Below are 21,279 nucleotides of genomic sequence, written 5' to 3'. Positions count from 1 at the left end.
GACAAAAACTCATGGTCTTCCCTGCGCACCAAAACGGTATCAGAGAAGGACGAATGCATTTTTCAGGGCTTGGAAGCCGCAGGAGGTGCCTGTGTCTGCACCGCAGGCGGAGCAGATGCGGCAACGGGCGCGGTTTCGGCCGGAGGCTGGGCCAGAATATCATGCCCGGCACCTGTCACGCCGCCTTTGTAAAGCATGGCGAGCAGGAGCGAGAGCAGCATGAACAGCCCTGCCAGCACGGCAGTTGTGCGGGTCAGCAGGTTTGCTGTCCCGCGACCGGACATGAAGGCCCCCATACCCTGACTGTTACCAATACCAAGGCCGCCACCCTCGCTCCGCTGGATCAGCACAACGCCAATCAGAGCAATGGTGACACAGAAATGCAGGATCAGCAGGGCTGTCGTCATGTCGGGTTCCAGATCAAAGCAGCAATGTCAGGCAGCGGAGGCTGCGCTGACAATAGAAAGAAATGCATCCGCCTTAAGGCTCGCGCCGCCAACCAGTGCGCCCGCGACCTCGGGAATGGAAAGAACGGAAACAGCGTTACCAGCGTTTACGGACCCTCCATACAGGATTTTGATAGCTTTTCCAGCCTCTCCAAACTGTCGGACCAATTCCGCACGCAAGAAAGACATGGTTTGGGCTATCTGGTCGGTCGTGGCAGCAAGCCCCGTTCCTATAGCCCAGATGGGTTCGTACGCCACAATACCGGCAAATCCATCGGGAAGCGAGCCCTTGATCTGCCAGCCGAGCACATCCTCATATTCTCCGCTTTCGCGCTGCTCTTCCGTCTCACCAATGCAGACAATGGGTGTCAGGCCCGCTTTGGTTGCCGCCACGGCCTTTTCGCGCACGGTTTCATCCAGTTCACCATGCTCCTGACGCCGTTCCGAATGACCCAGAATCACGTGCGTGACCCCAAGGTCAGCCAGCATGAGGGGTGAAATATCGCCCGTGTGCGCACCGGACACATCCTTGTGGCAATCCTGCGCACCAAGGCCAATGGGGGATGCAGCCAAAGCAGGCTCCACAAGGGCCAGTTGCGTAAAGGGGGGGCAAACGACCACATCCGGGGCAGATGCAGGCAAACCACTGATAAGGGCCTGCACCAGTGCCTGTGCATCCTGACGGGTGCCATTCATTTTCCAATTGCCGACAATAATCTGTCTGCTCATACCCTTCCTCCCGATCCTGTGCGGCCATGCACTGCACTGTCGTGTCCGCCATGGCGCGATTGGCAACAGGCTAAACCATATACGCACACCATGGGGCAAGAGAGGGTTAATACCTTATTGCTGCCCCACAACGGTTAAGTCTGGTCAAGCGGCACACCTCCGCTTATGGTGCCGCCCCAAGATGTGCTGCAATCAGCATAACCCATTTATGATGAGCTGTGGATCCATAGGGTCATGATTTCCTACCTGCGCCGAGTACTTGTTGAATCGTGGCTGGGCCGCGTTGTTGCCATTCTTGTGTTTGTGGCCTTTGTCGGCTGGGGCATTGGTGACGTTATTGGCTTCATGAGCGAGGAGACCGATGTGGTGGCGCGCGTGGGCCAGCACCGCATTCCCACGCGCGACCTGGCCATGGCCCTGCGCTCGGAAATGCCCACACTCACCCAGCAGATGGGGATCAAAGATCCCTCTGCCATGTCCCCCGTCATGCAGGGACAAATTGCACGCCAGATTCTGCAACGCCTGATCTCACAGGCCGAACTGCTTGAGGCGGCACGTAATCTCAAGATTATCGTCCCCGATTCCGCCATTCGGGAGGAAGTGTTCTCCCTGCCTTACTTCAAGGGCCCGACGGGGCAGTTTGACAGAGCTGTCTTCAACCAACGCCTGAGCGCGCAGGGGCTGAGCGAACAGCAGGTGCTGGACATGATCCGCGATGACCTGACCGTGCGCGCATTACTCCAGCCCATGGCTCAGGGAGCCTCCGTGTCCATCACCCTGCTTGATGCACTGGTCAATTACGGCGCGCGCACCCGACTGGTTGACCTGATCAGCATTCCCGTAGCGGCCCAGCCGACCGTACCAACGCCAGACAACGCAACATTACAGCGTTATTATACGAACCACCTGTGGCAGTTTGGCACCCCCGAGCTCCGGCATGCCCGCATTGTTGTGCTGTCCGCGCAGACTGTTGCCGACAGCATTGCTGTAGATGACGCGCAGCTCAAACATTTTTATGATGAACAGAGCAGCCGCTACAACGTGCCACAAACCCGCGACATCCAGCTCATTACGGCTTCCACCGAAGCCGATGCCCGGAAAATCGCCGATTCATGGAAGCAAAATGGTGACTGGCAGAGTGCGCAGAATGTTGTCAAAGGCGCGGCATCGGTAGACATGCCCGGCGCACGCCCTGCCACGATTCCATCGGACATTCTCAAGCAGGCTCTTTTTCAGGCCCCTCAGGGGCAGGTCATGGGGCCCGTTAAAACCGAAATGGGTTGGGCCGTATTCCGCGTAACCAAAATTCTACCTGCACACAGCACATCCTTTGCGGATGCAAAGCAGGATATCCTCAAGCAGTATCGCGCCGCTATGGCTCCTTCTGTTGTCACCGAACGCCGTCGGCAGTTGCAGGATGCCATCGCAGGCAAGGGGCTCGACGCCATTCCCGACACCATCGGGGCTGCCGCCATTGCCGGATCGCTAGATGCACAGGGCAACACGGCGGACAAGCAGCCCGCTCCGATTCCGGCATCCGGCAAGCTCCGTGATGCCATCATCCACCAGATTTTCGCGCAGAATACGGGCGACAATCCAACGCTAATCGACGGGCCGGACAATAGCTGGTTCGCCGTGGCGGTTGACTCCATTACTCCGGCCACTCCGCGCACGTTTGAACAGGCAAAAGCTGATGTAGTCACCGCATGGCAGGCGGATGCCCGCCACCATGCAGCCGACCAGCAGGCTACGGCATTGTTCCTTGCTGCCCGCCAGAAAGGCAGCATAGCAGCGCAGAATGCTCCCGGTGTGCAGACCGTGCGGGATATTCCATTCTCCCTTGCCAACCCCACCAAAGCGCTGCCACCAGAAATTGCCAGCTACCTCCCGCGCATGAAGGCAGGGCAGGCCGTTATGGCAGAAAATGCGGATACATTTTTTGTGGCCGTTGTCACCAGGGTTTTCATACCCACCCCACCAGCGCCCGCTGATGTTCTGCAAAAACTGAAAAATAATATGGCTCAGGCTTACGGGGATGATCTGGCGGCCAGTTATGTGCAGGACCTCAGCAAACGGGTTCCCCCGCATATCAACAATGCCGCCATTCAGGCAGCTCTCTCCGCCGCCGGATTTGGAGGGCCCGCACAGTGAGCCATGGCATGAAGGCCCATACCGCATCTTCTCCCGACCAGCAGACCTGCGCTGCCGCATGGGAAGCGGGCAGGGGCAGCATTGTCTATTCCGTTGAACCTGCTGATCTACTGACGCCGGTATCCGCCTACATGCGGCTGGCCCAGATGGATGGCAGTTCAGGCCAACACACCCTGCTGCTGGAAAGTGTGGAAGGCGGCACCACACGAGGCCGCTACTCCGTAATTGCCCTTAAGCCCGATCTGGTCTGGACCTGCCATAACGGCAAAGTCAGCCGTAGCACCACACAGGACGGACAACTAGGTACCGCGATACCCGATGCAGCCGCACCTCTGGCTAGTCTGCGGACCCTGATCCACGCCTCTCACATGGATCTGCCTGCCGAACTCCCCCCCATGATCGGAGGCCTGTTTGGTTATCTGGGGTACGATATGGTGCGTCAGATGGAGCATCTGCCAGATGCTCCACCAGACGATCTGAACCTGCCTGAATCCGTTCTGATGCGCCCCGGCCTGTTTGCTGTGTTCGATACGGTTACAGACGAACTTATTCTAGCAGCCCCCATTCGCCCCAATGCCACCACCACGGCAGCAGAGGCATGGACCAGTGCACATGCACTCCTTGAGCGTGCCAGAACCTGCCTGAGCGGCGCGCTCCCACACTACCAGGCCCCTGCTGACATCCCCGCTTTTGTGGAGCCCACATCCACATTCAGCCATCAGGATTTCTGCGCGGCCGTAAGCCGTATTCAGGATTACATCGCAGCGGGCGATGCTTTTCAAGTCGTGCCAAGCCAGCGTTTTTCCACGGCATTCCCTCTACCCTCACTCTCCCTTTACCGCGCACTCAGGCGCATCAACCCCGCGCCATTCCTGTTCCATCTGGATTTGGGCGATTTTTCGCTAGTTGGGTCATCGCCAGAAATTCTTGTCCGGCTCAGGGACGGTAAAATGACCGTCCGACCACTGGCGGGAACGCGCCCACGGGGAAAGACCCCGGAGGAAGATCTGGCGCTGGAAAAAGACCTTCTGGCCGACCAGAAGGAAATTGCTGAGCATCTGATGCTGATTGATCTGGGCCGTAATGACGTGGGGCGTGTCAGCATTCCCGGATCGGTGACGGTGACAGAGCGGTTTGTCATAGAACGTTTTAGTCACGTCATGCATATTTCCTCCAATGTGGAGGGCATGCTCAAACCTGATCTGGAGGCGCTGGATGCTCTGGTCGCGGCTTTTCCCGCCGGGACCCTGACCGGCGCTCCCAAAATCCGCGCCATGGAAATTATTGACGAGGTCGAGCGCACCCGCAGAGCCACCTACGCAGGCTGCATTGGCTATTTTGGTGCAGGGGGCGACATGGATACCTGCATTGGCCTGCGCATGGCGGTAGTCAAAGATGGCATCATGCATGTTCAGGCAGGCTGCGGCGTTGTCGCGGACAGCGTGCCTGAAGCCGAATACGAAGAAACACAGCACAAAGCACGCGCTGTCTTCCGCGCAGCCGAGGAAGCGTTGATAATGGCACGGACAGGGCGGGCATAATAAGCCCGCCTTTCCTTCACGTCATTTGACCCGTGCGCGCGAAAAGGTCATCATTCCGCCATGATCCTACTGATCGACAATTATGATAGCTTCACCTTCAACCTTGTTCACTATCTGGGGGAACTGGGAGAGGTGTGCGATGTGCGGCGTAACGACGCATTAACCGTGGACGAGGCCTTGGCTTTGGCCCCCGATGCCATTGTACTCTCCCCCGGTCCGCGCTCTCCCAACGATGCGGGAATCTGCTGCGACCTGATTGCCGCAGCAGCAGGCAAGGTGCCGGTGTTTGGCGTCTGCCTTGGTCACCAATCTATTGGTCAGGTATTTGGCGCACAGGTTGTGCGCGCACCTACCCCCATGCATGGCAAGATCAGCCCCGTCTTCCACAATGGAACGGATGTGTTCGCCGGGCTTGCAAACCCGTTCAATGCAACCCGTTACCACAGCCTCACTTTGGAGCCTGCCAGCATACCAGACGATCTGGAAGTAACGGCATGGACAGCCGATGGCGTGATTATGGGCGTGCGGCATAAGGTGCACCCCATATCGGGTGTGCAGTTCCACCCCGAGAGCATTGCCTCGGACCACGGACATGATCTGCTGCGCAATTTTCTAACCCATGCCCGGGAATGGAAAGCGGGTCTGGTCCATGCCTGAGCCCACGATTACGGCTGTCAGCACCCATGATACAGATTTTTTTTCAGCCATTCTGGCCGATCTTGCCCAGCGCAAGCAACTGAGCGCTGCACAGGCCGAAGCCGCTTTTGGCAGTATTATGGACGGCAATGTTCCCCCAGAGCGTATTGCCGCCTTTCTGATGGCTTTGCGTGTGCGTGGAGAGACGCAGGACGAACTGTTTGGCGCAGTTACGGCTCTGCGCCAGCGTATGTACCCGGTACCCAATACCCCACCAGGCACAATTGATGTGTGTGGAACCGGGGGGGATAAATATGGTACCCTCAATGTTTCCACAGCAGTTGCCTTTGTTCTGGCAGCTCTTGGGGTGCCTGTGGCAAAACATGGCAACCGGGCAGTTTCCTCCCTCGCTGGCGCATCAGATGTGTTGGCGGCCCTGAGCGTCCCTCTTTCTTCCGACGCAGGGGTCCTTGCCAGACAACTGACGCAACACCATGTGGTGTTTATGGCCGCACCACACCACCATCCGGCCATGCGTCATGCTGCGGCAGTGCGTAAGGTGCTGGCCCTGCCCACATTGTTCAATCTGGTCGGGCCAATGGTGAACCCTGCGGGTGTCAAACGGCAGCTTATGGGAGTTTTTGCGCCCCAATGGCTCCGGCCCGTAACAGAAGTTCTGGCCCGCCTTGGTTCGGAATGCGTCTGGACGGTTTGCGGCTTACCGCAGGACGGGAAGAGCGGCATAGACGAAATTACGCTGGCAGGCCCGACACAGGCCGTTGCACTTGAAAATGGGCAAATCCAGTCTTACCAGATCGAACCCGACATGGCGGGTTTGTCCTATGCCCCCGTATCCGCCATTAAAGGGGGAGATGCCCGGCATAATGCGCAAGCACTAGAAGCACTCCTGCGTGGCGCACACGGTGCATACCGTGATACTGTTCTGCTGAACGCGGCTTTTGCGCTGCACGTCGCCGGTCGGCAGACTGTTTTGCACAACGGCCGGATAGACCCGGCCGCACTTAGGGACAGTGTGGCAACCGCTGCACGCTCACTCGACAACGGTACTGCCTTTGCAGTGCTCAACGGTTTACGTGCATCTTCTTCCGATGCACACGCCTGAGACATGACAGGACAATCATGAACGATCCATCTTCCACGTCCACTGTAGCTGCCTCCGCCACCATACCCGATTGCAAGGCGGATGAACTCCCAGATGTTCTCTCCCGCATCTGTGCTCGGACACGGCTGGAAGTGGAACATCGCTCCACCCTGCACCCCCTTAAAGAAGTGGTCGCAAAGGCGCAGGAAACCAAGGAAGCTCCACGCGGATTTGGTCGCGCGTTAAAGGAAAAGGCTGCCGACCGCGCCGTGGGCCTGATTGCCGAAATTAAAAAGGCATCTCCTTCGGCCGGTATTTTGCAAGAAGACTACAATCCCGCACGGATCGCCCTTGCATATGAGCAGGCTGGAGCCGCATGCATTTCCGTGCTGACCGAAAGCTCATGCTTCCACGGCGCAAACGAGGATCTGGCAACCTCGCGGGCGGCCTGCTCTTTGCCTATCCTGCGCAAGGATTTTATTCTTGACCCATGGCAGGTCTATGAAAGCCGCATGATTGGTGCTGACTGCATCCTGCTCATCATGTCCATCCTGACTGATGAGATGGCGCTGGAACTGGTGGACCATGCCAAAGGGCTGGACATGGATGTGCTGGTCGAAGTGCATGATGAGGACGAACTGAACCGCGCTCTGGCGTTGGACACGTTTTTGATCGGAATTAACAACCGCAACCTCAAAACACTTACCACCGACATCAACACCACCAGCCAGCTTGCGCCGCTGGTGCCGCCGGACCGGATTATCATCTCCGAAAGCGGGATTAAAACCCACGCGGAAATCGACCAGCTTGCCGCCATTGGCGTAACCGGCTTTCTGGTCGGCGAGACCCTGCTGCGCCAGCCAGACCCCGGAGTTGCTGCCCGTACGCTGCTGGGACTGAAGTAAGCCGTGAGCGACCAGCCCCTGACCCATCTGGACTCATCCGGGCACGCCCGGATGGTCGATGTCTCCGGCAAGGACGAAACATTCCGCAAGGCCGTAGCTGCAGCAGACGTGCATATGCACCCGAGCACGCTTGAACTGATTGTTTCTGGCTCCATGCCAAAGGGGGACGTGCTGGCAACGGCGCGGATCGCCGGGATTATGGCTGCAAAAAAAACGGCTGACATTATCCCCCTGTGTCATCCGCTGCGCCTGACATCTGTCACGGTTGATCTGGTCGCCAGCGATGACAAAATCGAGATCACTGCGACTGTTACAACAAAAGACGCAACCGGGGTGGAAATGGAGGCGTTGACTGCGGTGTCTGCTGCGGCACTCACACTCTATGACATGTGCAAGGCCGTTGATCGCGGCATGCGCATAGACAACACCCGGCTCCGACACAAAAGTGGTGGCCGGTCAGGAGAATATAACGCCACATAACCAAGATACCCTGACCAAACGGCATTTTTTTTATACAAAAACAGGATAAAATGTTCGAACCGGCCAGTCCTCTGGCGGCCAAAACATTACGTCAAGACGCATTTACCTATGTATCGTAGAGGGTCCATACATGGAAACAACATCTGAGCAGGTTGGCGCAGCGGGTGGCAACGGCCCATCCCTGACCCGAGAGCAGTTCCTGAGCGCTTACCACGATATGCTGCTGATCCGCCGATTTGAGGAAAAAGCCGGTCAGCTTTACGGCATGGGTCTGATCGGCGGGTTCTGCCACCTTTACATCGGTCAGGAAGCCGTTGTGGTGGGCCTCCAGATGTGCCTCAAGGACGGTGACAAACTCATCACATCATACCGCGACCATGGGCAGATGCTGGTTGCAGGCATGACCCCGCGTGGCGTTATGGCAGAACTAACGGGCCGTGCCACAGGCTACTCGCATGGCAAGGGCGGTTCCATGCACATGTTCTCGCGCGAGAAGAACTTCTATGGTGGGCATGGCATTGTCGGCGCTCAGGTTGCCCTTGGCATAGGACTGGCCTTTGCCAACAAATATCGCGGCACAGACGAAGTGGCCGTTGCATACTTTGGGGATGGTGCCGCAGGGCAGGGGCAGGTTTACGAAAGCTTCAATCTGGCTGCATTGCATAAGCTGCCTTGTATTTTTGTCATCGAAAACAACAAATACGGCATGGGCACAGCAATCGAGCGCGCCTCCGCCTCGCATGATCTGTACAAGAATGGCGAGCCCTGGGGTATTCCCGGCCAGCAGGTTGACGGCATGGATGTTGCAGCCGTGCATGCTGCCGCGGCTGAAGCCGTAGCGCACTGCCGGGCTGGCAAAGGCCCCTACATTCTGGAAATGATGACCTACCGTTACCGTGGTCACTCCATGTCCGACCCGGCAAAATACCGTACGCGTGAAGAGGTCGATCAGGTGCGCAAGACCCGCGACCCAATTGAGCATGTCAAGCATATCCTCCTTGACGCAGGCGTGGAAGAAGCCACGCTCAAAGCCATGGAAACCGAAATCAAAGCCGTCGTGAACGACTCAGCCGAATTCGCACAGACGAGCCCGGAACCTGATCCTTCTGAACTCTATACGGACGTTGTGCTGGAGGCCTGAGTAATTATGGCAACTGAAATTTTAATGCCCGCCCTTTCCCCCACCATGACCGAAGGCAAAATTGCCCGCTGGTTGAAAAAGGAAGGGGACATGATTGCGGCTGGCGATGTTCTGGCCGAGATCGAAACCGATAAGGCCACAATGGAAATTGAAGCCATTGAAGAGGGTATTCTGGGCCGCGTTCTGATTGGAGAAGGGGTTGAGGGCGTTGCCGTTAACACCCCCATCGCCATTGTGGTGGAAGATGGTGAGGCCGTGCCGGACAGCGTAGCCAGCCAGCCCGCAGCACCTGCGCCACAAACCGCAACGGCACCTCAGACCCCCGCCAGCACACCTGCCTCGCCTGTGCTGGACGCAGCCCCTGAACCCGAACGTGAATGGGGCGAAACGCGCGAGATCACGGTGCGTGAAGCCCTGCGCGACGCCATGGCAGCCGAACTGCGCCGAGACGAAGATGTTTTTCTGCTCGGGGAAGAAGTTGCAGACTATCAGGGTGCCTATAAGATCTCGCAGGGGTTGTTGCAGGAGTTTGGTCCCAAGCGTGTTCTGGACATGCCCATTACCGAGCATGGTTTTACAGGGATGGCCGTTGGGGCGGCACTGACCGGGCTCAAGCCGATTGTCGAGTTCATGACCATGAACTTTGCCATGCAGGCCATTGACCACATCATCAACTCCGCCGCCAAAACGCTTTATATGTCTGGCGGACAGATGGGTTGCCCCATTGTCTTCCGTGGCCCCAACGGGGCTGCTGCGCGCGTTGGGGCACAACATTCGCAGTGTTATGCAAGCTGGTATGGGCATGTACCGGGGCTTAAGGTGGTCGCACCCTGGTCTGCGGCAGATGCCAAGGGCCTGCTGCGCGCGGCAATCCGTGATCCTAACCCGGTTATCGTGCTGGAAAATGAAATTCTTTACGGGCAGAAATTCCCTTGCCCGGTTGATGAGGATTTCATCCTGCCTATTGGTAAGGCCAAAATCGAACGCGCAGGCACAGATGTGACCATTGTTGCGTTTTCCATTGCTGTCGGGACCGCTCTGGATGCAGCCGCAGAGCTTGCCAAGCAGGGCATTGAAGCCGAAGTGATCAACCTGCGCAGCATTCGTCCACTGGATACGGCAACGATTATCAACAGTGTTAAAAAAACCAGCCGCCTTGTTACAGTGGAAGAAGGCTGGCCCTTTGCTGGCATTGGCGCGGAAGTGGCCATGCAGGTTATCGAACACGCTTTTGACTGGCTGGATGCGCCCCCAGTGCGCGTAGCCGGTGAAGATGTGCCCATGCCGTTTGCCGCCAATCTGGAAAAACTGGCTCTGCCGCAGCCTGAGCACGTGGTCAAAGCCGTGCGCAGCCTGATCTGAGGTGCTGTAAAGATGGCAATTGAAATTCTGATGCCCGCCCTCTCTCCCACCATGATAGAGGGTAAAATTGCCCGCTGGCTGAAAAAGGAGGGAGATACGGTCAATAGTGGTGATGTTCTGGCCGAGATCGAAACCGATAAGGCCACAATGGAAGTAGAAGCCATTGAAGAGGGCATTTTTGGCCGCATCCTCATCCCCGAAGACCGAGGGCGTTGCAGTCAACACCCCCATCGCCATTGTCGTAGAGGAAGGGGAGGCTGTACCAGCCGCTCCCACGCCCGCTACACCCGCTACGGCTGTAGCACCTGCTGCAGTAGCTAACGCCGCGGTGACTGCTAGCGTACCGGCCTCTGCACCGGCTACGACCCCACAGGTGGCACGTCCGACCAACCGTATTGTTGCGTCCCCTCTGGCTCGCCGGATTGCCGCATCAAAAGGCGTGGACCTTGCCTCCATCAAGGGGACTGGCCCGCATGGTCGTATTGTCAAGCGGGACGTGGAAGCGGCAGAGAGCAAAGCCAGTGCCTCTCTTCCTTCCCACGCGCAAGCTGCTGCCCCCGTATCTGGTGGTGGCAGCCGCTCGGTGCCGCACACCACCATGCGCAAGGTCATTGCCCGCCGCCTGAGTGAATCCAAGGCAACCATTCCCCACTTCTATGTTTCCATGGATGTGGAGCTGGATGCTCTGATCGCGCTGCGCGCGCAACTGAACGCTCTCTCCAGTGATGAAGGCCAGGATTCCTTCAAGCTGTCAGTCAATGATATGCTGATCAAGGCTGCGGCTCTGGCACTCAAACAGGTACCAGAAGTGAACGCCTCGTTCACAGAAGACGCCATGATCTTGCACGACGATGCGGATATTTCGGTCGCAGTCTCTCTCGATGACGGGTTGATAACCCCCATCGTCCGGGCTGCCGAGCGCAAAAGCCTGAAGCAGATCAGCCAGGAAGCCAAATCCCTCGTCTCGCGCGCAAGGGCTGGTAAGCTCAAGCCAGAAGAGTTCCAGGGCGGAACATTCTCCATTTCCAACATGGGTATGTTTGGCGTCAAGGAATTTGCCGCCATTGTAAACCCGCCTCAGGCCGCCATTCTGGCCATTGCCGCAGGCAAACGCCAGCCTGTTGTGAGTGGGGATGAGATCAGGATAGCAACAGTCATGACTGTTACGCTCTCGGTCGATCACCGCGCGGTGGATGGCGCTACGGCGGCCAAATGGCTCTCGGCGTTCCGTTCCATCGTGCAGTCGCCTCTGGCTCTTGTTCTGTAACGCAGCCTCTTTCGGGAGAAATTTGGCATCATGAGCCAGACAGATTTTGACATTATTGTCATTGGTGGTGGGCCGGGCGGCTATGTTGCCGCCCTGCGCGCTGCCCAGCTTAAACTCTCCGTAGCAGTGGTGGAAGCCCAGCACCTTGGAGGTATCTGCCTGAACTGGGGATGTATCCCTACCAAGGCGCTCCTCCGCGCATCGGAGATCAACCACCTTCTGCATGACCTGCCTGCCTATGCTTCAAGGCCGAAGGAGTAAGCTTTGATTTTAAAAAAATCATTGCCCGCTCGCGCGCCGTGTCCAAGCAGTTGTCATCAGGTGTTGCCCATCTGCTGAAAAAAGCCAAGGTTCCGGTTTTTAACGGCTATGGCAAGCTGGATGGTACGCAGGCCAATGGCAGGCGTAAGGTGCTTGTCAGCCAGGACGGCGCGGCCCCGACCACCCTGACTGCCCAGCACGTTATTCTGGCCACCGGCGCGCGCGCGCGCGTCCTGCCCGGGCTGGAACCTGATGGCAAACTTATCTGGTCCTACAAGGAAGCCCTTGTGCCAGAAGATATGCCCAAACGCCTTGTTGTTATTGGCTCTGGCGCCATTGGCACCGAATTTGCATCCTTTTACCGCAATATGGGTGCGGATGTGACACTGGTAGAAGTAGCACAACGTATTCTACCCGTAGAAGACGAAGAAATCAGCCAGCTTGCCCGCAAAGCCTTTGAAAAACAGGGCATACGCATCCTGACCGGCGCCCAGGTTGGCACGTTGCAAAAAACGGCAACCGAGGTCCACATCCCTGTCACGCTTGGTGACAAGACTGAAACACTGGTGGCTGACCGGGTGATCTCTGCCGTGGGTATTGTCGGCAATGTGGAAAACATCGGCCTGGAAGGTACCAAAATTCAGGTAGACCGGACACATGTGGTCACAGACTCCCTGTGCCGTACAGGTGAACCCGGCGTTTACGCCATCGGGGATCTGGCAGGAGCGCCATGGCTGGCGCACAAAGCCAGCCATGAAGCCGTCATGTGTGTGGAGGCCATAGCCGGCAAGACAGTCCACCCCATTGACCCGACAAAAGTACCCGGATGCACCTATTGCCGCCCCCAGATTGCCTCTGTTGGTTACACGGAAGCAAAAGCCAAGGAAGCTGGCTACAAGGTGCGTGTTGGCAGGTTCCCGCTCATTGCCAATGGCAAGGCGCTGGCCATGGGTGAGCCGGACGGGCTGATCAAAACCGTATTTGACGCCCAAACAGGCGAACTCCTTGGCGCACACATGATCGGTGCCGAAGTGACGGAAATGATTCAGGGTTACGTAATCGCCCGTACAGGTGAACTGACCGAGGCAGAACTGGCGGAAACCATTTTCCCGCATCCGACCATTTCTGAATCCATGCATGAAGCTGTGCTTGCCGCCTATGATGGCGCTTTGCACTTCTAGTTCCTTTTGGGGGTAGGGAAGGGCATCAATCTCCATGGTGTGATGTACCTTCCCCCTACAGAGCCTCTTCACGCCTTGACGTGTCTGCAGGGACATTCCAGTTCTATCTGAACTCTTGGGGTAAAAATGGGCGAAGTCATGTCTACTCGTGTCGAGATCGATCATCGCAAAGGTGGCACAAGCCGGATAAGGCATCCGGAGAAAGTTCATCGGCAGGACAACCCCATTGCCCGCAAGCCGGAATGGATCCGCGTTAAAGCGCCCAACCACCCAACATACCACGAAACACGCGCACTCATGCGTGACAACAAACTTGTCACAGTGTGTGAGGAAGCCGCCTGCCCGAACATTGGGGAATGCTGGTCACAGCGCCACGCTACCATGATGATTATGGGGGAGGTCTGCACCCGTGCCTGTGCGTTCTGCAATGTCAGCACGGGCCTGCCCAAACCGCTGGACGAGGGGGAACCCGCACGTGTGGCCGAGGCCGTGGCCAAGCTGGGCCTACGTCATGTGGTCATTACCTCTGTTGACCGCGACGACCTTAGCGATGGTGGGGCTTTACACTTTGCCCATGTCATTCAGGCCATACGGGCCACATCCCCCACCACAACCATTGAAATCCTGACACCGGATTTCCTGCGCAAGGACAGAGCACTGGAGGTCGTGGTTAAGGCCCGGCCGGACGTATTCAACCATAATCTGGAAACCGTGCCCCGCCTGTACCCCACCATTCGTCCGGGTGCACGCTATTACCAGTCTATGCGTCTGCTGGACCGCGTAAAACAGCTTGATCCTTCCATTTTTACCAAATCTGGTGTGATGCTGGGCTTGGGGGAAGAAAAAATGGAACTCGCTCAGGTCATGGATGATCTGCGCATTGCAGATGTGGATTTTATTACGATGGGGCAGTATCTGCAGCCCACGGTCAAGCACGCCGCCGTTGCGCGCTTTGTCACACCCGAAGAGTTTGAGGACTACGGCACCATGGCACGCGTAAAAGGCTTTCTACAGGTCAGTGCCAGCCCTCTTACCCGTTCTTCCTACCATGCTGATACAGACTTTGCCCAACTCCGCGAAGCACGTAACAAACGCCTGAAGGAGGCTCAGTAATGCCCAAACACGCAGAGACGCGTGTTCTGCCCTATCGTCCGGACCAGATTTTTGATCTGGTTGCAGACGTTGCACACTATCCGGCCTTTTTACCCTGGTGCGTTGCCGCGCGCTTGCGCACACGTACCGAAACCGAGCTGGTAGCTGACCTGACCATTGGGTTTGGCCCGTTCCGGGAAAGTTTTACGTCGCGTGTCACACTGGAGCGCCCGACCACCATTACCGTGCGCTATGAGCGTGGCCCTTTCCGCTACCTGCGCAATGTGTGGAAGTTCATGCCCCATGCGGGCGGCTGTCAGGTCGATTTTTTTGTCGATTTCGAATTCAATTCCCGCATTCTTCAGGCGGCAATTGGGGTGGTGTTTACTGAGGCCACACGCCTGATGGTCTCCGCCTTTATCAAGCGGGCCAAGGAGGTTTATGGGCCACCAGTGCCTCTGGCGGGTTCCACGGTTGCCCTGTCCGGCCAGAACCACGCAGGCTGAGACAACGCAACACCAGTAGCAGCCAGACCACGAACAAAAGGGAGACCAGAATGCCCAGACTGTTTTGCCTGCTTCTACTGGGAAGTCTTGTGGGGAATGCTGCTCATGCGGCAGAACACAACCCGCAGCACGGACCAAAAGCATATACACCTACAGCACCAGCCGTAGTGCACAATGACCCGACAACAGAGGCGCTGAACACTCAAAGTCTGGCCGATGCACAACGGCGTATACCGGTCGCACCGCCAGTACCCCCAGCAGCACTACCGGATGGAACAATAGCCAGAGGAACCGGCGTTCTGGCCCCCGAGCTTCTGGAAGCGCCAGTTTACAACCCAGCCGACAGGCGCTGAGAGCCGCCCTACAAAGAATTCAGCCGCTCTGCCACAAGTTCAAGAGCATGGAATACGGCCTGCTCACGCACATCTGCGCGCTCACCTGCGAATATCTGCTGGTTTGTACGCGTGGCCGCACCACGCAGGGCTGTTGCAAACCAGACCAGCCCAACGGGCTTGTCTGCACTGCCGCCACCGGGACCAGCAATGCCGGAAATGGAAACGGCGATGTCCGCTGTGGCACAGGCATGCAGTGCGCCTTCAGCCATTTGCTCCACAGTGCGGGCACTCACAGCACCATGGGTTGCCAGTGTGTCTGCCTGCACACCCAGCACTGCCTGCTTCATGGCGTTGGAATAGGTTACAAAGCCGCCTTCAGTCACATCGGATGAGCCCGAAAAATGCGTCAGGGCACCGGCCAAAAGCCCGCCCGTGCAGCTTTCTGCCGTGACAACCCGCAAACCAGCGTGGCGCAACGCGTCCACAACATCTGTGGTTCGGGCTAAAAGCGCATGACTGAAAACCACAGGTTTATCCGTCATATCCAGCTCCTCGGCTCATGCCCTACGTGCCAGCACCCTGCGTAAGGCCAAAACACAACCCGCACTGGCAAAACCCGCCAGCACGTCATCCCCCATCACCCCCAGAGCATCGTGGCGCTTATCCAGCGTACCAATGGGGCCAGGCTTGGTAATATCAAACAGACGGAACAGCCCAAACGCCACAATAGGCCACAACAGACGCTGCGCGGCCTTTGGGCAGGCTCCATCATGCTGGCTATCTGGCAGACATGCCAGAAGGGCAATCCACATTCCGGCCACTTCATCAATCACGATCCAGCTGTGGTCTTCGCCTTCTCCGGCCCGGCTGGTCGCCCACCAGCCCACCAGTGTTGCTGTAACTCCTGCACATAGCAGCGCACGGGGGCGCCGCAGCAGGGGCAAGCCCACCAACAGAGCAGCAAAAGAACCAACCGTGCCCGGAGCACGGGGGGCAAGGCCGCAGCCACCAAATGTTGCTATCAGACGGGCAAGGGTCATCAGGGAGTTCCCAGTGCTTTATAAACAGTCATATTTTCCCATACACGCTGCACATAATTCCGTGTTTCGGCATAGGGTATGTTTTCTACCCAGTCGATCATCTGTTCCATGTCTGCCCCGCTGCGTGCTGGATCACCTGCAGTAGCCAGCCATTTGGCCAGTCGGGTTGGTCCACCATTATACGCAGCTGCCAGATAAGGTACGACTGGGCCAAAGCGGTCCTGAATATGCAGCAGGTAAGCCGTACCCAGTTGCATATTGTTTTGCGGATTATGCAGCCCGACAGCCGTAGCCGCAGATGACGGTACACCCGCAGCGCGCACCATATCCGCTGCAGTGGAAGGCTTGATCTGCATAAGACCAATAGCATTGGACGGACTGATGGCATCGGGGTTGAAGCTGCTTTCCTGCCGCATCAGGCCAAGCACTAACCCCTGCGGCAAAGTGCTTTGTGGCGGTGTATAGGGCAGGGGCCAGCCCGAACGCAGCATAAACACGCCATCACGCCCAGCGTGGCGCGCTATGGTCACGGCAACATCTGGCACGCCCAAACGCAACGCCATGGATGCAAGGGCCTGCCGTTGTGGCGTATCGGTCACCTGTTTTTCAAACAGGCTTAAAAAGTCGCGCGTATGTTCCCTGTCCCCCATGGACGCAAGGCGGAGTGCGGCCAGAAGCAGGTCATTCCCCGTTGGCAGAACATCTTCAGAGATATGTGGCGTTGCGCTGTCCATCTCCTTCAAAGAATGTACGATCATATCCGGAACCTGCCCGGGAGCCAGCAGGGCATTGCCTTGGCCCGCCAGAGTTGCTGCGGCCATCTGACCGTAATACGTGCCGGGAGAGGCAGCTGCCCGCTGCCAGTCTGCCTGTGCAGAGACCGTATTCCCACTAGCAGCACGCGCGCGACCGAGCCAGTAAAACCCACGGCTGCGCGTGATAAGGGAGGGAGAGAGCGTTAACTGGCGAAAAAAGTCTTCGGCCGTAGCCGTATCATGCTGCATGCGCAGGGTGATCCAGCCGCTCAGGAACACCGCATCCAGTCTGCTTTCACCATCGGTTACCGTGTCATTCGCCACGGCAAAGGCGTCCGCCGCCCGATTCTGCTGTATCAGTTCACGCGCAAGGGCATCGCGCTCACGCCAGAACAGTTTGGAACGGGTGGCTCTCTCAGCCTCAACGCCAGCCGCTTTCCACAACGCTACAGCTTCATCGTAACGCTGCTGTTTTCGCAGCCACCGGGCCTGATCCAGCACAAGCCACGGGTCGGTACGCGCGGAGGAGGGCAGGGCCTCCAGCAAAGACTGCGCTGCGGCATCGTTATTCCTTAACGCCAGCCGTGCCTGTGCCAGAGCGAGTTGGCTAGCGGACAGGTAAGGCAGTGTCTGCTGGGCGGCACTGAGTTGGCCTGTCCGTTCCTCCCGGTCAAAACGCAACCATGAACTCCGGGGTGTAAGAGCTGCCCCGAATGTGCTGGTCAGGGCGCTGGCTGCAGCGGCTGTATCGTTCCCATCCGTCCAAGCGGTCACAGCCTGAGCCGCCAGTTGCTTCTGGAGTGGCCTGTCATCCGCCAGTTGTGTGGCGCATTGTACAAGAGCGGGCGCATAGGTCAGCTTCTGGCTATGGCACAGGCGCGCGAGCACCTGAGTATCCATTTCGTTCGCCAGAGCCTGCTGCATGCGCAGCACCAGCAAGGACCAGCGTGGCCATATCCCACCAGATTGCAGAAAATCCGCATAATCCTGAGCACTGGCATGGGTGGGGCCGACAAGGCGGAGCCATGTATCCAGTCGGTCATTCAGACTGCCAGATAACGCGTGCCCCTGCACAGATGGCGCACCAGAGACAGCATTATCCGCCGGAGCGGATACCGGCTGCGCAGAGGGGCCAGAGCAGGCAGTCAGGGAAAACCCGACCAGTGATACTGCGGCGGCAAGCTGGCGCCGCCACGAAGGATAGGAGCGGATCATACCCGAGGATTCAACGGGTTTGTTACAAATGGCAAGCTCTTTTGTCGTGCGTCATGCGCCTGCCAGTCACGCCTGCGTCAGGCTCAGGACAGGTGACCCCACACCTCTCCACCACCACTGACAATCAGTTCCACGGCAACAGCCAGCACAACCAGCAGCCCCACCCAGGAAATCCATTTATAACGCTCCAGCAAGCGCGCAATCAGGGAGGCCGCAAGCCCCATAAGCACAACAGACAGCGCAAGCCCCATGACCAGAATACCCGGGTGTTCACGCGCAGCCCCGGCAACCGCCAGCACGTTATCCAGACTCATGGACAAATCTGCGATCAGGATTTTGATAATGGCCGAACGCAGGCTACCCGGAGCATTTGCCCCACCATCACCTTCCGCAGAGCCGTGCTGCATCTCGCGGTACATGCGCCAGCAGACCCATAGCAGCAGCAGGCCGCCAGCCAGTGTCAGCCCGACAATGGCAAGCAGTTTGACCGCAACAAGAGCAAGCAGCACCCTGATAACCGCAGCCAGCCCCACACCGGCCCATATGGCCTTACGCCGTTGCGCGCCACTTAGGGAGCGTACTGCCATGCCAATGACAACTGCGTTGTCTCCAGCCAGAGTAACGTCGATCAGCACAACCTGCAAAAGAGCAGCTATTGCCGGAAAACTGGCAGAATCAAATAGGCTGGCCACAGTAACTCCGATTCCAGAATACGCGTTAAGTGGGCGGAATTTCTGGCACGCGGCAGAAAATGTCAAAGTTTTCCGTATTGCGGGCAGACGACATGCATGAAATCCGCTAGAGAGACGCCACCTGTTCTGACATTCAAACTGTTCTGGTTAAGGAAATCCGCGTTATGGTGCCGCGCTATACCCGCCCCGTCATGGCCGCAATCTGGTCCCCCGAAAACCGCTATCGAATCTGGTTCGAGATCGAGGCACTGGCCTGCGAGGCTATGGCCGAGTACGGAACAGTCCCCAAGGAAGCGGCCAAAGTGGTGCGTGAAAAAGGCAATGCCGCCATGGCTGCCTTCTCCGATGCTGACCTTGCCAGAATTGACGAGATCGAAGCCGAAACCCGTCATGACGTCATTGCGTTCCTGACATGGCTGGCAGAAAAAGTGGGGCCCGAAAGCCGCTTTGTCCACCTTGGCATGACATCCTCGGACGTGCTGGACACCTGCCTTGCAGTACAGCTTGTGCAGGCAACCGACCTGCTGCTCAAGGATCTGGACGACACACTGGCCGCCCTGAAGGCACGTGCGTTTGAACACAAGCACACCCTGACCATTGGCCGCAGCCACGGCATCCATGCCGAGCCCACGTCCTTCGGGCTCAAGATCGCCGGTCATTATGCCGAGTTCGCCCGCAACAAAACCCGGCTTGAAGCCGCACGGGCAGAAATTGCCACCTGTGCCATTTCCGGCGCGGTCGGCACCTACGCCCACCTTGACCCCCGCGTGGAAGCTTATGTAGCCGAACGCCTTGGCTTGCAGGCCGAGACCGTGTCCACTCAGGTTATCCCGCGTGACCGGCATGCTGCGTTCTTCTGTGCGCTGGCAGTCATTGCAAGTGGTATTGAGCGGCTGGCAACAGAAGTCCGCCATCTCCAGCGCTCGGAAGTGCGCGAAGCGGAAGAGTTTTTCCATCCGGGGCAGAAGGGGTCCTCTGCCATGCCGCACAAGCGTAACCCGGTGCTGACCGAAAACCTGACCGGCCTTGCCCGTCTGGTCCGCGCTGCCGTTATTCCTGCTCTGGAAAACGTGGCATTGTGGCATGAGCGCGACATCAGCCATTCTTCGGTTGAACGTAACATCTGCCTGATGCCACCATTGGGCTGGACTTTGCCCTTGCCCGTCTGTCGGGCATGATCTCTAAGCTGGTTGTCTACCCGGACCGCATGGCCGCCAATATCGAAAGTCTGGGCGGTGTCGTGCACTCTGGTGAAGTGCTGCTCGCACTAGCCAAAGCAGGCCTCTCGCGCGAGGATGCTTACCGCATTGTCCAGCGCAACGCGATGGCCACATGGACCAAGCTGGGCACACCCGAAGGTCGGACATTCCGTGAAAATCTGGCTGATGACACCGAAATTTCTGGCCGTATTCCTGCCGATGTGCTGGATGCCGCCATGGACAGCCGCCAGCACCTAAAGGCGATTGACATCCAGTTTGAAAAAATCTTTGGCGAGGCAGGCCCCGCCCAGTAACAGCCCATCCGGTTTTACAGGCTGTATCCTCCACGCGGGAAGCCTGCTATGAACATGGGATGAATAAAGGGGTAAGCCGCCTGTGCGGCCCCCGGTTTTTGGGGCGGTGGCCCAACCGCCCGCACACTTTCGACAGGTAAGGATCATCATGGCCCGTCGCCGCCAGCTTTATGAAGGTAAAGCCAAAATCCTCTTTGAAGGTCCGGAGCCCGGTACCCTTGTGCAATACTTCAAGGACGATGCCACGGCTGGCAATGGCGCCAAAAGCGGTGTGATCACCGGCAAAGGCGTGCTCAACAACCGCATTAGCGAGCATCTGATGCTCCGCTTGCAGGAAATTGGCATTCCAACCCACTTTATCCGCCGGATCAACATGCGTGAGCAGCTGGTCAAGGAAGTGGAGATTATCCCGCTTGAAGTGGTGATCCGCAATGTTGCTGCTGGCAGCATTTCCAAGCGCTTCAACATCCCCGAAGGTCAGCGCCTGCCGCGCCCGATTGTCGAGTTCTATTACAAGAACGACGAACTGGGCGACCCGTTGGTGTCGGAAGATCATATTATCGCATTTGGCTGGGCCTGCCCGCATGATCTGGAAGACATGACCGGCATGGCCATGCGCGTGAACGACTTTTTGTGTGGTCTGTTCAGCGGTATCGGCATCCAGTTGGTGGATTTCAAGCTCGAATTCGGCCGCTGCTGGGAAGGTGAGGACATGCGCATTGTTCTGGCCGACGAAATTTCGCCCGATAACTGCCGCCTGTGGGACCTCCACACGAACGAAAAGCTCGACAAGGACCGCTTCCGTCGCGATCTGGGCAACGTGAAGGAAGCGTATCAGGAAGTAGCGCGGCGCATGGGCATTCTGCCCGAAAACGGCGCAGGGGGCGACATGAAGGGCCCAGAAACAGTTCAGTAACCCCTACGGGTAC

Annotated in this window: 18 protein-coding genes and 3 pseudogenes; 15 read left to right on the top strand and 6 right to left on the bottom strand. The window is 57.7% G+C overall.

Annotated features, from left to right (window positions below):
• Positions 1-62: 62 nt before the first annotated feature.
• Entirely contained in the window at positions 63-407 is a 345-nt protein-coding gene (secG, locus tag JCM25146_RS01135; RefSeq protein ID WP_025825247.1) for a preprotein translocase subunit SecG, read from the bottom strand.
• Between the two features lie 27 nt (positions 408-434).
• On the bottom strand, positions 435-1,175 hold the full coding sequence (gene tpiA, locus JCM25146_RS01130; protein WP_025825245.1) for a triose-phosphate isomerase: 741 nt from the start codon (positions 1,173-1,175) through the stop codon (positions 435-437).
• Positions 1,176-1,409: 234 nt separating this feature from the next.
• Here tpiA and JCM25146_RS01125 point away from each other — a divergent pair, with 234 nt between their 5' ends.
• From JCM25146_RS01125 to JCM25146_RS21825, 13 genes and pseudogenes are all read left to right on the top strand, one after another.
• A complete protein-coding gene (locus JCM25146_RS01125) occupies positions 1,410-3,326 on the top strand; it encodes a SurA N-terminal domain-containing protein (protein ID WP_025825243.1) in 1,917 nt (638 codons plus the stop codon).
• Between the two features lie 8 nt (positions 3,327-3,334).
• The gene (gene trpE, locus JCM25146_RS01120) at positions 3,335-4,867 is read left to right on the top strand and encodes an anthranilate synthase component I (protein WP_025825241.1); all 1,533 of its coding nucleotides are present in this window, start codon (positions 3,335-3,337) and stop codon (positions 4,865-4,867) included.
• Between the two features lie 60 nt (positions 4,868-4,927).
• Positions 4,928-5,524, top strand: coding sequence for an anthranilate synthase component II (locus JCM25146_RS01115; protein WP_025825239.1), 597 nt, complete (start codon positions 4,928-4,930; stop codon positions 5,522-5,524).
• Positions 5,517-6,626, top strand: a complete 1,110-nt coding sequence (gene trpD / locus JCM25146_RS01110) for an anthranilate phosphoribosyltransferase (RefSeq protein ID WP_025825237.1) — start codon at positions 5,517-5,519, stop codon at positions 6,624-6,626. The genes JCM25146_RS01115 and trpD overlap by 8 nt, the downstream gene beginning before the upstream one ends.
• Before the next feature lie 17 nt (positions 6,627-6,643).
• Positions 6,644-7,510 carry an indole-3-glycerol phosphate synthase TrpC gene (gene trpC / locus JCM25146_RS01105; protein ID WP_025825234.1) on the top strand — a complete coding sequence of 289 codons (867 nt, stop codon included), beginning with the start codon at positions 6,644-6,646 and terminating at the stop codon, positions 7,508-7,510.
• 3 nt (positions 7,511-7,513) lie between these two features.
• The gene (moaC, locus tag JCM25146_RS01100; RefSeq protein WP_025825232.1) at positions 7,514-7,990 is read left to right on the top strand and encodes a cyclic pyranopterin monophosphate synthase MoaC; all 477 of its coding nucleotides are present in this window, start codon (positions 7,514-7,516) and stop codon (positions 7,988-7,990) included.
• A gap of 130 nt (positions 7,991-8,120) precedes the next feature.
• The gene (gene pdhA, locus JCM25146_RS01095) at positions 8,121-9,131 is read left to right on the top strand and encodes a pyruvate dehydrogenase (acetyl-transferring) E1 component subunit alpha (RefSeq protein ID WP_025825230.1); all 1,011 of its coding nucleotides are present in this window, start codon (positions 8,121-8,123) and stop codon (positions 9,129-9,131) included.
• Between the two features lie 6 nt (positions 9,132-9,137).
• Positions 9,138-10,493, top strand: coding sequence for a pyruvate dehydrogenase complex E1 component subunit beta (locus JCM25146_RS01090; protein ID WP_025825228.1), 1,356 nt, complete (start codon positions 9,138-9,140; stop codon positions 10,491-10,493).
• A 12-nt stretch (positions 10,494-10,505) separates the two neighbouring features.
• Positions 10,506-11,760: pseudogene (locus JCM25146_RS16315) on the top strand (pyruvate dehydrogenase complex dihydrolipoamide acetyltransferase).
• A 30-nt stretch (positions 11,761-11,790) separates the two neighbouring features.
• Positions 11,791-13,202: pseudogene (lpdA, locus tag JCM25146_RS16310) on the top strand (dihydrolipoyl dehydrogenase).
• Between the two features lie 138 nt (positions 13,203-13,340).
• Positions 13,341-14,315, top strand: coding sequence for a lipoyl synthase (lipA, locus tag JCM25146_RS01075; RefSeq protein ID WP_025825226.1), 975 nt, complete (start codon positions 13,341-13,343; stop codon positions 14,313-14,315).
• Positions 14,315-14,800 carry a type II toxin-antitoxin system RatA family toxin gene (locus tag JCM25146_RS01070; protein ID WP_025825224.1) on the top strand — a complete coding sequence of 162 codons (486 nt, stop codon included), beginning with the start codon at positions 14,315-14,317 and terminating at the stop codon, positions 14,798-14,800. Before lipA ends, JCM25146_RS01070 begins: the two co-directional genes overlap by 1 nt.
• 50 nt (positions 14,801-14,850) lie before the next feature.
• Positions 14,851-15,153: a hypothetical protein gene (locus JCM25146_RS21825; protein WP_148298917.1), complete on the top strand. Its 303-nt coding sequence runs from the start codon at positions 14,851-14,853 to the stop codon at positions 15,151-15,153.
• An 8-nt stretch (positions 15,154-15,161) separates the two neighbouring features.
• Here JCM25146_RS21825 and JCM25146_RS01065 read toward each other — a convergent pair whose 3' ends face one another.
• The 4 genes from JCM25146_RS01065 to JCM25146_RS01050 form a co-directional block, all read right to left on the bottom strand.
• Complete coding sequence (locus JCM25146_RS01065) at positions 15,162-15,677, bottom strand: CinA family protein (protein ID WP_025825222.1); 516 nt, start codon at positions 15,675-15,677, stop codon at positions 15,162-15,164.
• A gap of 15 nt (positions 15,678-15,692) precedes the next feature.
• Positions 15,693-16,175: a phosphatidylglycerophosphatase A family protein gene (locus JCM25146_RS01060; RefSeq protein WP_025825220.1), complete on the bottom strand. Its 483-nt coding sequence runs from the start codon at positions 16,173-16,175 to the stop codon at positions 15,693-15,695.
• Entirely contained in the window at positions 16,175-18,145 is a 1,971-nt protein-coding gene (locus JCM25146_RS01055) for a lytic transglycosylase domain-containing protein (protein ID WP_025825218.1), read from the bottom strand. The genes JCM25146_RS01060 and JCM25146_RS01055 overlap by 1 nt, the downstream gene beginning before the upstream one ends.
• Positions 18,146-18,228: 83 nt before the next feature.
• A complete protein-coding gene (locus JCM25146_RS01050; protein ID WP_025825216.1) occupies positions 18,229-18,837 on the bottom strand; it encodes a YjbE family putative metal transport protein in 609 nt (202 codons plus the stop codon).
• A 164-nt stretch (positions 18,838-19,001) separates the two neighbouring features.
• Between JCM25146_RS01050 and purB the strand changes: the two are divergent.
• Both purB and purC read left to right on the top strand, forming a co-directional pair.
• Positions 19,002-20,350, top strand: a pseudogene (gene purB, locus JCM25146_RS16305) (adenylosuccinate lyase).
• A gap of 148 nt (positions 20,351-20,498) precedes the next feature.
• The gene (gene purC, locus JCM25146_RS01040; RefSeq protein WP_025825214.1) at positions 20,499-21,266 is read left to right on the top strand and encodes a phosphoribosylaminoimidazolesuccinocarboxamide synthase; all 768 of its coding nucleotides are present in this window, start codon (positions 20,499-20,501) and stop codon (positions 21,264-21,266) included.
• Positions 21,267-21,279: the final 13 nt, after the last annotated feature.

This window comes from Acetobacter okinawensis JCM 25146, assembly GCF_000613865.1.
Lineage (GTDB): Bacteria > Pseudomonadota > Alphaproteobacteria > Acetobacterales > Acetobacteraceae > Acetobacter > Acetobacter okinawensis.
The sequence above is the reverse complement of the archived record's forward strand: the minus strand, read 5'-3'. Positions and strand labels throughout refer to the sequence as shown.